The 13,070-nt window shown below is 45.2% G+C and carries 15 protein-coding genes; 1 reads left to right on the top strand and 14 read right to left on the bottom strand.

Going from position 1 to position 13,070, the window contains the following annotated elements; all coding sequences use genetic code 11:
* Positions 1–25: 25 nt before the first annotated feature.
* Together ICN33_RS08610 and ICN33_RS08605 are read right to left on the bottom strand one after the other, a co-directional pair.
* Positions 26–1,633: an ABC-F family ATPase gene (locus tag ICN33_RS08610; protein WP_216196196.1), complete on the bottom strand. Its 1,608-nt coding sequence runs from the start codon at positions 1,631–1,633 to the stop codon at positions 26–28.
* A 114-nt stretch (positions 1,634–1,747) separates the two neighbouring features.
* Positions 1,748–2,458, bottom strand: a complete 711-nt coding sequence (locus ICN33_RS08605; protein ID WP_216196195.1) for a queuosine precursor transporter — start codon at positions 2,456–2,458, stop codon at positions 1,748–1,750.
* Between the two features lie 104 nt (positions 2,459–2,562).
* On the opposite strand from ICN33_RS08605, the gene ICN33_RS08600 reads away from it, so the two are divergent.
* Positions 2,563–3,747 (top strand): acyl-CoA dehydrogenase, encoded by a 1,185-nt coding sequence (locus ICN33_RS08600; RefSeq protein ID WP_216196194.1) that lies wholly within the window; start codon positions 2,563–2,565, stop codon positions 3,745–3,747.
* A 67-nt stretch (positions 3,748–3,814) separates the two neighbouring features.
* Here ICN33_RS08600 and ICN33_RS08595 read toward each other — a convergent pair whose 3' ends face one another.
* The 12 genes from ICN33_RS08595 to soxX form a co-directional block, all read right to left on the bottom strand.
* On the bottom strand, positions 3,815–4,849 hold the full coding sequence (locus ICN33_RS08595; protein ID WP_216196193.1) for a 3-oxoacyl-[acyl-carrier-protein] synthase III C-terminal domain-containing protein: 1,035 nt from the start codon (positions 4,847–4,849) through the stop codon (positions 3,815–3,817).
* Positions 4,846–5,925 (bottom strand): tRNA 2-selenouridine(34) synthase MnmH, encoded by a 1,080-nt coding sequence (gene mnmH / locus ICN33_RS08590; RefSeq protein ID WP_216196192.1) that lies wholly within the window; start codon positions 5,923–5,925, stop codon positions 4,846–4,848. Before mnmH ends, ICN33_RS08595 begins: the two co-directional genes overlap by 4 nt.
* Positions 5,926–5,931: 6 nt before the next feature.
* Positions 5,932–6,351, bottom strand: a complete 420-nt coding sequence (locus ICN33_RS08585; protein ID WP_216196191.1) for a thioesterase family protein — start codon at positions 6,349–6,351, stop codon at positions 5,932–5,934.
* Between the two features lie 23 nt (positions 6,352–6,374).
* Positions 6,375–6,719, bottom strand: coding sequence for a TIGR01244 family sulfur transferase (locus ICN33_RS08580; protein WP_216196190.1), 345 nt, complete (start codon positions 6,717–6,719; stop codon positions 6,375–6,377).
* Between the two features lie 56 nt (positions 6,720–6,775).
* Positions 6,776–7,219: a YeeE/YedE family protein gene (locus ICN33_RS08575; protein ID WP_216196189.1), complete on the bottom strand. Its 444-nt coding sequence runs from the start codon at positions 7,217–7,219 to the stop codon at positions 6,776–6,778.
* A 1-nt stretch (position 7,220) separates the two neighbouring features.
* Complete coding sequence (locus ICN33_RS08570) at positions 7,221–7,658, bottom strand: YeeE/YedE family protein (RefSeq protein ID WP_216196188.1); 438 nt, start codon at positions 7,656–7,658, stop codon at positions 7,221–7,223.
* 24 nt (positions 7,659–7,682) lie between these two features.
* Positions 7,683–8,804, bottom strand: coding sequence for a YeeE/YedE family protein (locus ICN33_RS08565; protein ID WP_216196187.1), 1,122 nt, complete (start codon positions 8,802–8,804; stop codon positions 7,683–7,685).
* 20 nt (positions 8,805–8,824) lie between these two features.
* Positions 8,825–9,142, bottom strand: coding sequence for a hypothetical protein (locus tag ICN33_RS08560; RefSeq protein ID WP_255530753.1), 318 nt, complete (start codon positions 9,140–9,142; stop codon positions 8,825–8,827).
* 58 nt (positions 9,143–9,200) lie between these two features.
* Positions 9,201–10,103, bottom strand: a complete 903-nt coding sequence (locus ICN33_RS08555; RefSeq protein WP_255530751.1) for an MBL fold metallo-hydrolase — start codon at positions 10,101–10,103, stop codon at positions 9,201–9,203.
* Positions 10,104–10,164: 61 nt separating this feature from the next.
* Positions 10,165–10,602, bottom strand: coding sequence for a DsrE family protein (locus tag ICN33_RS08550; protein ID WP_216196186.1), 438 nt, complete (start codon positions 10,600–10,602; stop codon positions 10,165–10,167).
* Positions 10,603–10,635: 33 nt separating this feature from the next.
* Positions 10,636–12,366: a thiosulfohydrolase SoxB gene (gene soxB, locus ICN33_RS08545; protein WP_216196185.1), complete on the bottom strand. Its 1,731-nt coding sequence runs from the start codon at positions 12,364–12,366 to the stop codon at positions 10,636–10,638.
* Positions 12,367–12,413: 47 nt separating this feature from the next.
* Entirely contained in the window at positions 12,414–13,052 is a 639-nt protein-coding gene (soxX, locus tag ICN33_RS08540) for a sulfur oxidation c-type cytochrome SoxX (RefSeq protein ID WP_216196184.1), read from the bottom strand.
* Positions 13,053–13,070: the final 18 nt, after the last annotated feature.

Here is a 13,070-nt window from a genome sequence, read left to right as displayed (position 1 = left end):
TAAACAGCTAGTTGCTTGACTGGTATTAGCCAGCTATAGCCTGGCTTCGCAAATACTCTTCGTAGGTGCCAGAGTAATCTGCAATAGTTCCATCCATCTTCACCTCTAAGATACGATTTGCTAACGCAGATACGAATTCACGGTCATGAGAAACGAATATTAAAGTGCCATCGAATTTCTCAAGCGCAATTTGCAAACTCTCAATCGATTCCATATCCATGTGATTGGTTGGCTCATCCATTGCCAGAACATTATATTTTTGGAGCATGAGTTTGCCCCAAATCATTCTGCCCTTTTCACCACCCGAAAGAACTTTGACAGACTTGCCAATATCATCACCGGAGAACAGAAGGCGGCCTAAAGTGCCACGAATGACTTGATCGTCATCACCAGTATTACGCCACCAATTCATCCAATCCATGAGCAGCTCATCTTTAGCAAACATCTCAGTATTGTCTTGGGGCATCACACCTACATTGGCATTTTCGGCCCACTTCACATCACCGCTATCAGCAGCAATACCATCAAAACGCTTGCTAAGAATCGTTTTTAAAAGTGTTGTCTTGCCTGCGCCGTTCTGACCGATGATCGCAATCTTTTCGCCGGCGCGAATACTAAGCTTGAGGTTCTTGAAGATAGTGCGGTCATAGGCCTTAGTCAAAGCATTGCACTCTACCGCCATATTGTGCAGTTTTTTCTCAGTATCAAAACGAATAAATGGGTTCTGACGTGATGAAGGCTTTACTTCAACAATCTCAATTTTTTCTAGCTGCCTCTGACGTGATGTAGCTTGACGTGCTTTAGATGCATTTGCAGAGAAGCGGGCCACGAAAGCCGCTAATTCAGCAATTTTTTCTTTAGCTTTTACGTTAGAACTGAGTTGTTGCGTACGCGCCTGCACAGAAGCAAGCATGTATGAATCGTAGTTACCTGGGTAGACCTTCAATGTTCCATAGTCCATATCCGCCATATGCGTACAGACTTCATTCAGGAAGTGACGATCATGGGAAATGATGACGATGGTGCTCTTGATCTGATTCAGGATATCTTCAAGCCAATGAATAGAGTGAATATCCAAGTTATTGGTTGGCTCATCAAGCAACAATACATCTGGGTCGGAGAACAATGCTTGTGCAAGCAATACGCGCAACTTCCAACCTGGAGCAACGTTGCTCATCAGGCCATTGTGTTGCTCGATAGGAATACCAATTCCCAATAACAACTCCCCTGCTTTTGCTTCTGCGGTATAGCCACCGTATTCAGCGTACTTACCTTCAAGCTCGGCAGCCTTCATGTAGTCTTCATCAGTAGCATCTGGATTGGCGTAGATAGCATCGCGCTCAGCAGCAGCCTTCCACATCTCTTCGTGACCCATCATCACTACGTCGAGTACGCGCACATCCTCGTAAGCAAATTGATCCTGACGCAGCTTACCCAAACGAATACCGGGATCTAAGCTCACATTACCGCTAGTTGGCTCAAGCTCGCCACCTAGAATTTTCATGAAGGTTGATTTACCGCAACCGTTTGCGCCAATGAGGCCATAACGATTACCGCCGCCAAACTTGACGGAAATATTTTCAAACAAGGGCTTTGCCCCAAACTGCATAGTGATATTAGATGCTGACAGCACGGATGTTTTCTAACTTTCTGAAATTCAATTCAATAGTTACCCCCGAATTTGGGGGCAAAGACCATTATTTTAACGGCTTAGACGCTTTGTTTGGCAGGAAGCCATTGGCTTAGGTCAGACTTTGACCCTAAATGGGGTGAAATTCGTATGAATATCGTAAAAATCCTCATTTTCCTTGCGCTTCAGAAAGTTCACGACCCAATAGGTCATGGGGGTTGCTAAGACCTCCCAAGCAGTTTTCAGCACATATTGGGCAAGCGCTACCTGGATGACTTCTTCGGTTGGCCAAATACCGTAGAAAGCCAATATATAGAAAAATGAGGAATCAACCATCTCCCCAACTGCAGTTGAACCGATAGTACGCATCCATAGAAAACGCCCCTGAGTCCAGACTTTCATTTTCGCTAAAACATAGCTATTCACGAGACTGCCGCACCAAAACGAGAACATGGAAGCCAAGGCGATACGCCAAGAGTTTCCAAAAACTGTTTCCAAGCCATGCTGATAATTGGCCATGTAATCACCAGGAGCAACTGGCAAGGCTATGACAACCTGAGCCATGATGGCCGCAAATGCGAGCGCAGTAAAACCTGCCCAAACTGCTCTGCGATCGTAGGCATAACCATAAACCTCGGTTAGGATGTCGCCGAAAAAATAGGCGATTGGGAAAAATAGAATTCCACCGCCAAATGGCACATTTCCGAAGTACGGCAAATCGACTTGGGCTGCTTTACCAGCACCAATAAAGTTCGAGCACAACAAAACGACCACGAAGGCAGTCAGAATCAGGTCGTAATAGCGGTGGTGGCGTCTAGGTGAGTCCATAAGTGCAGAAAAATGGATAATAGAAAGAGAATATCTGCATTCTTGGAAATTCGCAGGAAGCAGGCGAAAAGTGGCGATCAAACCAAATAGAGGATGACAAGGCAATGAGCAAAAGTAAGGCGAGCTTTAATTGGGCAGATCCCCTGCTTCTCGATACCCAGCTGACTGAAGACGAGCGCATGGTTCGTGATGCAGCCGCTGAATACGCTCAAGGACGTCTCATGCCGCGCATTCATGATGCATACCGCAATGAAACGACAGACCCTGCCATCTTCCGCGAAATGGGTGAGCTTGGCCTTTTAGGCATCACGATCCCCGAGCAATACGGTGGAGCTAATTTGAACTATGTGTCTTACGGTTTAATTGCTCGTGAGATTGAGCGCGTTGATTCTGGCTATCGTTCGATGATGAGTGTGCAGTCATCTTTAGTAATGGTTCCTATCAACGAATTTGGTAGTGAAGCACAAAAGCAAAAGTACCTGCCTAAATTAGCTAGCGGCGAATGGATAGGTTGCTTTGGCTTAACGGAACCCAACTATGGATCCGATGCTGGTGGCATGATTACTCGCGCTAAGAAAGTTCCTGGTGGATTTTCATTAACCGGTTCGAAGATGTGGATCTCCAACTCTCCGATTGCCGATGTATTTGTGGTGTGGGCGAAAAATGATGAAGGCATCATTCGCGGCTATATCCTAGAAAAAGGGATGAAGGGCTTAAGCGCTCCAAAAATCAGCGGCAAGATGGGTCTACGCGCCTCCATCACTGGCGAAATCGTAATGGACGAAGTATTCGTTCCTGCAGAAAATGAATTCCCTGAAATTGAAGGTCTAAAGGGTCCCTTCACCTGCTTAAACTCTGCTCGCTACGGTATTGCTTGGGGTGCACTAGGCGCAGCTGAATGGTGTTGGTATGCAGCTCGCCAATACACCATGGATCGCAAACAATTTGGTAAGCCATTGGCTGCAAACCAATTGATTCAGAAAAAATTGGCAGATATGCAAACTGAAATCACCTTAGGTCTTCAGGGTTGCTTGCGTTTAGGTCGCATGAAAGATGAAGGCATTGCCGCTCCAGAGATTACCTCCATCATGAAGCGCAATTCCTGCGGCAAGTCTTTAGACATTGCTCGTATGGCGCGCGATATGCACGGCGGCAATGGCATCTCCGATGAGTATGGTGTTGTTCGTCATATGCTGAACCTAGAAGTTGTGAATACTTATGAAGGCACTCACGATATTCATGCCCTCATTCTGGGTCGAGCACAAACTGGCATTCAAGCATTTAGCTAGACGTAAGCTAGCAAGTAAAAAGCCCCGTTAAGACGGGGCTTTTTACTGCAAAGATGATTCCGAATTTTTAGCAACGAATAATAGTGGCAGCCCAAGAGAATCCAAGACCGCTCGAAGCCAAAATTGCCAACTTACCCTCAGATAACAAACCTTCGCGATGGGCCTTTGCCATCGTAAATAAGCAATCGGCTGGGCCAATATGCCCAAACTCATCCATAGAGATATAAGTATGATCTTCTGGCATACCAATACCTTCCAAGATATGCGTACGCAAGGAATGCTTCACCTGATTCATGAGGATGTATTCCATTTCCGTGACACTATGACCAGATCGCTCTAGCGCTCGCTTAATTACAGCAAGATATTCTTTGAGATAAACCTTATCGATCAAATTAGCAAATGCTTCTGCATCCACTTTTGAATAGGTCTTGGTCCAATCATTAAATTCTTTATTAATAGGATTTCGCGTACCACCAGCTTCAACTCGCAGTAAATCACCTAGATCACCATCTGTATGTTCAGCGAAGCTTAGCAACTGATAGCGGGGATGATTTCTTTTCAGCACTACTGCAGCTGCGCCATCACCAAAGTAAAGTAAAGGATGGCACTCTGGAATCTCCGGAGAAATTACTCGAGATAAAGTGTCGGCACAGATAATCAATGCCGTTTTTACCGATGAGTCACGGTCCATGAGGCCCATGGCAATATTGCAGGCTAAGTTACCACCGGCGCAACCATTGCGAACTTCAAAGGAATAAGCGTGGCGACAACCCAGCTCTCGCACAACAGCACTCGAGGGACACCAAAACCGATAGTCATAATCACCAGCAGAAACGAAAATCACCAAGTCAACATCCTCGCCGCGCATGCCGGCATCTAACAAGGCTTCTTTTGCCGCAGCAAGTCCCATAGTGAAAGGATGCTCTTCATCGTTTGCTTTATGAATATGCGTAAATCCAATTCCCTCGGTCAATCTTTCGACCGGGATATTTGCCTGTTTTGCGAGCTCATCTGCGCTCACTCGAGCTGCTGGTGCATAAGTTCCAAAACCCGCTATTCCAGCCACTACGTGGCCACGATGATGATCTGAGTGTTGATTCATGATTTGATTACCTTCTTTTCTAGAATAGCTTTAGCAGCCGCATCAAAAGCTGCATCACTATCGTTTTCAAGTTGTACAAAGTGTTCAATTTTGTAATTGGGGAAATTCCGCACTATCGATGATTGATATGAGGGGTCGTAATGTTTTACCAGCAACTCCTCTACGAGCTCTGGAAAATGGCCTGCATCAATTTCTTCATTCCACTTAGCAATCTGTACTTTTCCATAATGCGTAGTGAGCAAAGCCAATTTTTGTTTGAACTGATCGGTATCCGTTAAGAAGTGATGGTACTCACGAATTAACCAAGAGACACGTGTTTGCGCACTTGATCTCAACTCAATACATGCACCATTGCGAATTTTTTCCATCAAGGCATCGGGCACATGTAAGCCGCCGACCTTCTTGCTTTCAGATTCCACAAACACAGGTTGAGTGGGATCAAGGGAGCGCAAGGCATTCCATAGCGCAGTCTCAAAGCCTTTTTGAGACGGCTGATCAATATTGGGCTCGTTACCCAAAACCGAGCCACGGTGCACAGCCAAGCACTCTAGATCCAGAATCTGCGCACCTAGTGCACCGATCTCTTGTAAGACTCTTGTCTTGCCACTGCCGGTCATCCCGCAGATAACCTGAAATGAAAATTGGCTGGCCGCTTGGTCTAAGCCATCAATCACAGTGCGACGAAACCCTTGATAGCCCCCTTCGAGTTGTTTAGCCTTCCAGCCGATGCGATTCAAGATATGGGTAAAGGCCCCGCTACGCTCGCCACCACGCCAGCAATAAATGAGTGGTCGCCATTCACGAGGCAAGTCCAGAAAATGATTTTCGAGATGATTGGCAATATTACGTGAGACTAATGCGGCACCCAATTTCTTGGCGGCAAATGGAGATTCCTGCTTGTACAAAGTGCCAATCGTTATACGCTCTTCGTTGCTGAGAACCGGATAGTTGACCGCACCCGGAATATGATCCAAGGCAAATTCCGCTGGAGATCTGACGTCAATAATGAGATCAAATTGATCCAACTCAGATAAAAATTGTTCGGACCTTAGGATGTGGGGATTACTGGGTTGCACGATCGACTAGCGCAACTTTTGCAGAACGTGCTCAGGCCAAGGCGCTGATGTATTCGTGGTGAGATCTACCCAGACCATTGTTGCACCGCCAATGGCAGCCTCTGCATCAGGCGCGGTAGTTAACGCCATGCTGGTATACAGATCAAGGCTAGTTCGGCCCACTGCACCAATCGAGGTCTTGAGTATCAACTCACCTGGATAAGCAAGTTGTTGATAGAAATTACAAAAGCCATTGATCATCAACATCGATTCGCGACCAGGTGCAACTTCATAACCCAATGAAGTAATCCACTCGCATCGAGCTTGTTCCATATACCGAAAGTACACAGTATTGTTGACATGCCCATACGCATCCATATCACCCCAACGAATGGGCATGATCATTTCATGAACGAGTTTTCTATCTTCCGGAATCGTGATGCGCATGCTTTAGCGAATGCTCTTTTTAATTAACCAAGTTGCAAAGCAAGTTGATATAAGTTTGTAGAGCGAGCACCTGAACGACAAAAAGCCAAAATAGGACCTGGCAGAGTTTTCAAGAGGCGCGCCATTTCTTGAACTTGGGCCTGAGTAAATGCACCTGGAATCACTGGCAAGTAAACGTAATTTAAGCCGAGCTTTTCAGCTTCAGCCTGAATCGCGGCATTCAAGGGTTGACCAGGGCCACCCTCACCATCAGGGCGATTATTAATCACGCTCTTGTAACCCTGCTGGGCAATTTCTACTAAATGGCTAGGGTCGATTTGACCAAGAGTGCCAAACTGGGTGTTGTGGCAAGAAATAGGAAGACTCATGAAACCCTCTACATTAAATGTCTGTGTAATAGGGTTGATTTTAAATCAGGCTAGCTTCAGGGGTTTGGCTTGTTTCTATGGGCAGTAAAGAAGCGCTCGCAAATCTCCATCCCAGCAAGCATGGCAATAATAAATACCAAGGCCTTAAGGTGGCCAGCGCCCAAAGCAACCAGTGCTGGACCTGGACAAAACCCAGCAATTCCCCAGCCCGCTCCAAAAATCAAGCTGCCAATAATGAGGGGCTTGGTAATGTCTCGGCGATTTGGGATATGCAAGGCGCCGCCAAAAAAGGCTTGCGTTCTTTTGCTAACGACATAAAAACCCCCAAGACCCACAATCACAGCACCCAACATGACAAACATCAAGGAAGGATCCCAGAGACCGGTCAAATCCAAAAATCCCAAGATCTTCTGAGGATTGCTCATGCCCGAGATGATTAAACCCCAACCAAAAAGGACGCCAATAGCGTATTGACTAACAAGACCAAAATGTTTTTTCATCTTAGCCTCCGATCAAATGGCGAAGAATAAAAACCATCAGAAAGCCTGCACCCATAAAAGATAGAGTAGCCACTAGTGATCGGGGAGACAAACGCGAAAGCCCACAGATGCCATGACCACTAGTGCAACCTGATCCATATTGAGCGCCAAAGCCAACTAGAAGACCGGCAATCACAATCGCAAACCAATTTGAATCAATTTCTACGACTGGGAATATTCCAAAAAAAAGTGCGGCAAAAAAAGGTGCGGAGACTAAACCCAAAACCAAGCTAACTCGCCATGCTGAATCACTCAATTGAGGATGCAGCAAACCAGAAACAATTCCGCTAATTCCTAAAATACGCCCATGAAGCAATACATAAAGAGCTGCAGCTACCCCAAGGATCATCCCACCAAGGAGTGAAGGCAATGGGGTAAAAGATATCCAATCAATTTGCATTATTTAATCTATCAATTTTTAAAATTAACTGCAAGGATTTGGAGCAAGACGAACTTGTAGATAACGCAAACCTAAATAAGCTCCAAAAATAAATCCCGGTAAGGCCAGTAAGGAACCAAGAGCTAACGTTGAGATGCCACTCAAACCTTGCCCTACTGTACAACCTAAGGCGGTGACGCCGCCAAAGCCCATTAATGCAGCGCCGACCAAATGATTTGCAGTGTCTTCAGTATTACGAAAAGATTCCCAGCGGAACGATTTTGTTGCAATAGAGATCACGGCTGATCCCAAAATCATTCCCAACACAGCCATGATGCCGACAGTTAATACTTTAGAGGTATCGCTATACATCATGAGCCAGTCTAACGAATAGGCATAAGGGGCTACAAAAGATAAGCTCTCCATACGTCCAGAGTTCGTTACTAAAAATATCTCTTCTAAAGTATTGGGATCTTCAGCAACAAAGCCGAGATTTCCAGATACCCACCATACGGCACAGATCGCCAAACCAACAGCAATGCCTGCAAATACATTTTCAGCAGTCCAAAATGCTTTACTCATTAAGGCGTATGCAATAAACGCAGAGCCAATGAGCAAGCCTAGAGCCAAATGAAGATCAGGACGTGCAATACCCAAAGGTGCACTTAAAAGACTAGGCAGGTCTTGTGGAGTATTGAAAGCAATAAAGAAAGTATCTAGAGTATTGATGCGAACAACCCCTAAGAAACCGCGCATCGTCATGTAAGCCGTTAAACCCAGCACCATAAATACAACGATAGACTTTAAATTGCCGCCGCCGATACGAATGAGTGTTTTACTGCCGCACCCTGATGCCAAAACCATGCCGAAGCCAAACAAGATACTTCCCACAGCAGTAGAGAGCCATAAAAATTTACTGCCGGTATATAAGCTTTTTAAGGGATCAATGACCCCAAAATAAGACATTAAAGTAAAGCCAATAATAGCAACGCCAATGGCCAAGAACCATTGCTTTAAACGATCCCAGCTGGACATGATGAAGACATCAGAAACTGCCCCCATGCTACAAAATCCAGTCTTTTGCATGACCGCACCCAAGAAAAAGGTAATGGCAAAAGTGGCCCAAAGGACTAACTTACTTAAAGAACTAATATCAACAACATCCATAGCGACTGTATCTTGAAAAATTAAGGTTTAAATTTATAAAATTGTTGATTAAGAAAAGCAGCAACGTCTGCTTCATCTTCCGGGAACAAATCGAGACGGAGTTCCGTATTACAAAGGGCAACCATCTTCTTTAAATCAGCGAAGGTTTTAACCTTACCGTCTGAGCGGGTGTAAATCATATCGCCATTACTAAAACCACTTTTCTTGGCATGGCAGGCGTAACACTTTTGCTGATCAATGACCTTACCATTTGCCAAATCCGGGGCAGCAATCGCTGGCGCGCTCATTAGCGCACTTAATAAGATTGCAGCAATAGATTGGAGGGAAATCATTTTCATTACAAATCAAGGATTTAGCATTAATCCTCTATTTTAAGGCCCAATAGCCGACTTTGCCTTACTCAGCCTGAATAGAGAGGTAGACGTTATAGGCATTCATACGATTAGCCGCCCTAAATAGAGGCATTCCCTCATATTCCGACCAATCAGCCTGCTTATAAGCATCCTCGAACGGATCCATATTAATAGCCGCTTTGGACATGGATTCACGCAAATACTTCAAATAGTTCCGAGTAAAAACAATATCCTCAGTTGGCTTAACCGAATAATTACCATGGCCAGGGATCACGATATTCGGATTTAACTTTTCGATTTCATCTAGAGCTACTAGCCAACCTTTGCTATCCGCATTTCCAACAAATGGAATGCGTCCTCTGAATACGAGATCACCTGCAAAGAGCACCCTCTCCGAAGGGACATACACCATGAGATCCTCGGGTGCATGAGCAGGCCCCACCCTGCTGATCAAGAAATCAATCCCGCCAATTGTCAATTTCGATTTTTGATCAATCCATACATCAGCAGAAATGAGTCTTGTATTTGCATTTACCCAAGGAGCAAAATCAATTCTGGAGGCAATCAAGCGCTGCTTTGCTGTTTCTGAGGAAAGATAATTTCGCCCCTCTCCTTGCGCATAAATCTTTGCGCCAATCTTTTTAAATTCCTGCAAACCATAAACATGATCGGCGTGATAGTGACTGACGATGATGGCAACAATTTTTTGCGAAGTAATTTTCTGAATTTCAGCAATCAACTTTTGCGCAAGAATAGGCGAGCCTAGGGCATCAACCACCACTACTCCACCAGGTGTTACGACAAACCCAGCATTCGAGATAAAGTTTTGATTTGTACTACTCCCTAGCTCTGGAAAGCCCCGCACAAAATAAGTATGAGGCGCTACTTGGATGGGTTTAAGCTGAACTGGATCAGCAGGCTTTGCCTGCCCAAAAGCTGAACTCAAAAATACAAGGGATCCCAAAAGGATCCCCGTCAGACTCTTCAAGCATTGCATGCTGGATTGCTTAAGGCTTGATGTAGGCAAAACCATCTTTATATTGCAGGTCAGCTACACGTACCACACCTGATGGGGTGAAATCCGCATCCAGCGTGAACTGATCTTTTTTCAAGTTACGATTCTTTAAAGTGATCTCACACACCTCAAATTTCACACCTCGAGATTTGAGTGCCCCAACCAATGGCGCATATTCCACATTGTTTTTCTTATCTTTGGCACCTTCCATCAACATATCAACACCATTAGCATGAGTTACAACAATAATGATGGTATCGGGAGAAGTATCCAAATGATTGCGAATATTGCGCAGGCCTTTTAGACCCTGAGTTTCTGCATCATCAATGTGATAAACCACCTTGGTATTGCCAGCAGGCTGAGCTGAAGCGGTAGAGCAAAATCCAAACGCTATGGCCACAACTGTAATGATAGAAAGTAGTTTTTTCATGCTTTATTCTCGTGTAGTTAAATATGTAGCCAATTAAATTGGGGCCATACCAGGGTTATTGGCAACGCCTTTAATAATCGGCTCGTTAAGCTTAACCGCTTTCACGACTTTGACATCGCGCAAGTGACGCTCCATCACATCCCAGATTGCTTCCCCACCTGCGTTTTTTGCCTCTTCGCTTACTGGAGCCCAGCCTGCGACCTTATAGGTCTTGCTTGCTGCAATAGGTTTGCCATTCAGACGCATATCAGTAATTCGTTTACCTGCAGATTGCGCTGGATCGATTGTGTATTGCATTCCACCGACGCGGACCATATCGCCACCCTGCTGGTAGTAAGGATCTGGGTTGAACAAGTTATCAGCCACGTCTTCCAGAATCGTTTTGATTGTTTCACCACTCATATTAGTAACAGTGGTGTATGGGTAGGTAATGGCCGTTTGATCCAAGAGATTTTCGCGTGTAATCGCTTGACCCGGCAATAGACTGGTTCCCCAGCGGAAGCCTGGCGAGAATGCAATCTCCGCATTCTTCTGCGCCATCAATCCATCAAGGATGAGTTGATCAAAGCTACCGTTAAAGTTACCACGGCGATACAAGAGACCCTCTGTAGTTGCTAACTTCTCATTGAGCTTGGCTTCATACGGAGCTCTGACTTTAGCGATCAACTTATTCATTGTTGGATCTGCTGGAATCATATTAGAGAAAATTGGGAAAAGCTTGTAGCGGAAATCCACTGGCTTTCCACCCTTGACATCAAAGTCGAGCACACCCAAGAACTTGCTATTGGATCCAGCATTGGTAACCAGCGTAACGCCACCAGCATTCTTGACCTTCACTGGAATAGGCACTCCATCATGGGTATGTCCGCCCAAGATTGCATCCAAACCTCGTACGCGAGAGGCCATCTTCAGGTCCACATCCATGCCGTTGTGAGATAGGAGCACTACTACTTTAGCGCCCTTTGATCTCACTTCATCAATCGTCTTTTGCATATTCTCTTCTTGAATACCAAAGGTCCAATCAGGAGTGAAGTAACGAGGATTTGCAATTGGTGTGTATGGGAAGGCCTGACCAATGATGGCAACCTGAATGCCGTTCTGTACCTTCATAACGTATGGGTTAAAGACCATATCCCCAAAGTCTGCCGTCTTAATATTTTGGGCTATAAAGGAAACTTTTCCCTTGAAGTCACCATTGACGATTTCCATGACACGCTTCTCCCCGAGAGTCATTTCCCAGTGTGGAGTCATCACATCTACGCCCAATGCAAGAGCAGCATCGACCATGTCTTGGCCATTGGTCCAAAGCGCCGTGCCAGAACCTTGCCAGGTATCCCCACCATCAAGTAATAAGGCGCCAGGACGATTTGCCTTCATTTGCTTAATCAATGTAGCCAGATGGGCAAAACCACCCATCTTGCCGTAGTTTTGGGCTGCTGCAACGTAATCCAAATACGTAAAAGCGTGAGCATCACGTGTACCCGGTGCAATGCCATTCGCTTTTAAGAAATATTCGCCAACTAAGTGCGGCGTTTTACCTTCTTGAGCGCCGATACCTAGATTTACATTAGGCTCACGGAAATAAATTGGTAGTAGCTGAGCATGGCAGTCTGTGAAATGCAGAAAGTGCACATTACCAAATTTAGGTAAGTCATAAAATTTTTGCGCAGTACTTTGCGCATTCACAAAATTTGACTGCAAGCTCATCCCGCCTGCAGAGGCGATCGCTAAAGCCTGCAAAAAATCGCGGCGACTTAAAGACATAAAATTCCCCTTATAAAAACAGGCCTGTCGGCCTGTTTTTTGCTTCTTTATTGATTTACTGGTGAAGCAGGATCAAGCAGCAATGCCATGACATCCTGAATCTGTTGCTCATTTAAGAGTTTGAAGTGTGCAAAGCGCGGCATATTGCTACATGCGTTGTATGCCTTGGAATTATTAATACGATTCCAGGTATAGGTCACCACTTCTTGTGAGTAGCCGCGCATCTTTCCATAACCTGTTAATGATGGGCCAATATTTCCATAAGAAATTTCTTTTGGATCAATCTGGTGACAGTTATAACAACCTCCGCCAATGACGGTGTCAGCCTTATCGGTCCAAGTGGCACCGCGACCGCTTTGCGCAATGGCTTCACCCTTCTTCCAGTCGCCAACGTACTTACCATCAGATGGCTGCTTAATGCTGTCCATATTCATCTTCTGAATCTTTTCACGCATTTTTTCACCTTGTTTGCTATTAGCAAACACGGGGTCGGAACAAAACTTTTGAGTCTCGTCTTGCACAATGCGATCTAATCCTGCGATACCGTCAGCCCTAAAGCTGTCAGTCATCATTTTGTTGAACTTGGGATCATTCTTTTGTTGAGCCACTGCTGCGTTCTGCATGAGGCATGTGGCTAGAATAAATCCAGAAACTGTTAAGAGTTTTTTGATGTGGGTAATTTTCATGATCTCTATCTCTTATCT

The organism is Polynucleobacter sp. UB-Tiil-W10 (assembly GCF_018881605.1).
Classification (GTDB): Bacteria; Pseudomonadota; Gammaproteobacteria; order Burkholderiales; family Burkholderiaceae; genus Polynucleobacter.
This window is presented reverse-complemented; position numbering and strand designations above follow the sequence as displayed.

Bases quoted from the DNA above. Each gene is read 5' to 3' on its own strand.
- ICN33_RS08570 (WP_216196188.1), bottom strand. From the start codon at position 7,658: ATGCAAATTGATTGGATATCTTTTACCCCATTGCCTTCACTCCTTGGT.
- soxB (WP_216196185.1), bottom strand. From the start codon at position 12,366: ATGTCTTTAAGTCGCCGCGATTTTTTGCAGGCTTTAGCGATCGCCTCT.
- ICN33_RS08560 (WP_255530753.1), bottom strand. From the start codon at position 9,142: ATGAAAATGATTTCCCTCCAATCTATTGCTGCAATCTTATTAAGTGCG.
- ICN33_RS08580 (WP_216196190.1), bottom strand. From the start codon at position 6,719: ATGAGTCTTCCTATTTCTTGCCACAACACCCAGTTTGGCACTCTTGGT.
- ICN33_RS08585 (WP_216196191.1), bottom strand. From the start codon at position 6,351: ATGCGCATCACGATTCCGGAAGATAGAAAACTCGTTCATGAAATGATC.
- ICN33_RS08565 (WP_216196187.1), bottom strand. From the start codon at position 8,804: ATGGATGTTGTTGATATTAGTTCTTTAAGTAAGTTAGTCCTTTGGGCC.
- ICN33_RS08575 (WP_216196189.1), bottom strand. From the start codon at position 7,219: ATGAAAAAACATTTTGGTCTTGTTAGTCAATACGCTATTGGCGTCCTT.
- ICN33_RS08550 (WP_216196186.1), bottom strand. From the start codon at position 10,602: ATGAAAAAACTACTTTCTATCATTACAGTTGTGGCCATAGCGTTTGGA.
- soxX (WP_216196184.1), bottom strand. From the start codon at position 13,052: ATGAAAATTACCCACATCAAAAAACTCTTAACAGTTTCTGGATTTATT.
- ICN33_RS08605 (WP_216196195.1), bottom strand. From the start codon at position 2,458: ATGGACTCACCTAGACGCCACCACCGCTATTACGACCTGATTCTGACT.
- ICN33_RS08600 (WP_216196194.1), top strand. From the start codon at position 2,563: ATGAGCAAAAGTAAGGCGAGCTTTAATTGGGCAGATCCCCTGCTTCTC.
- ICN33_RS08595 (WP_216196193.1), bottom strand. From the start codon at position 4,849: ATGAATCAACACTCAGATCATCATCGTGGCCACGTAGTGGCTGGAATA.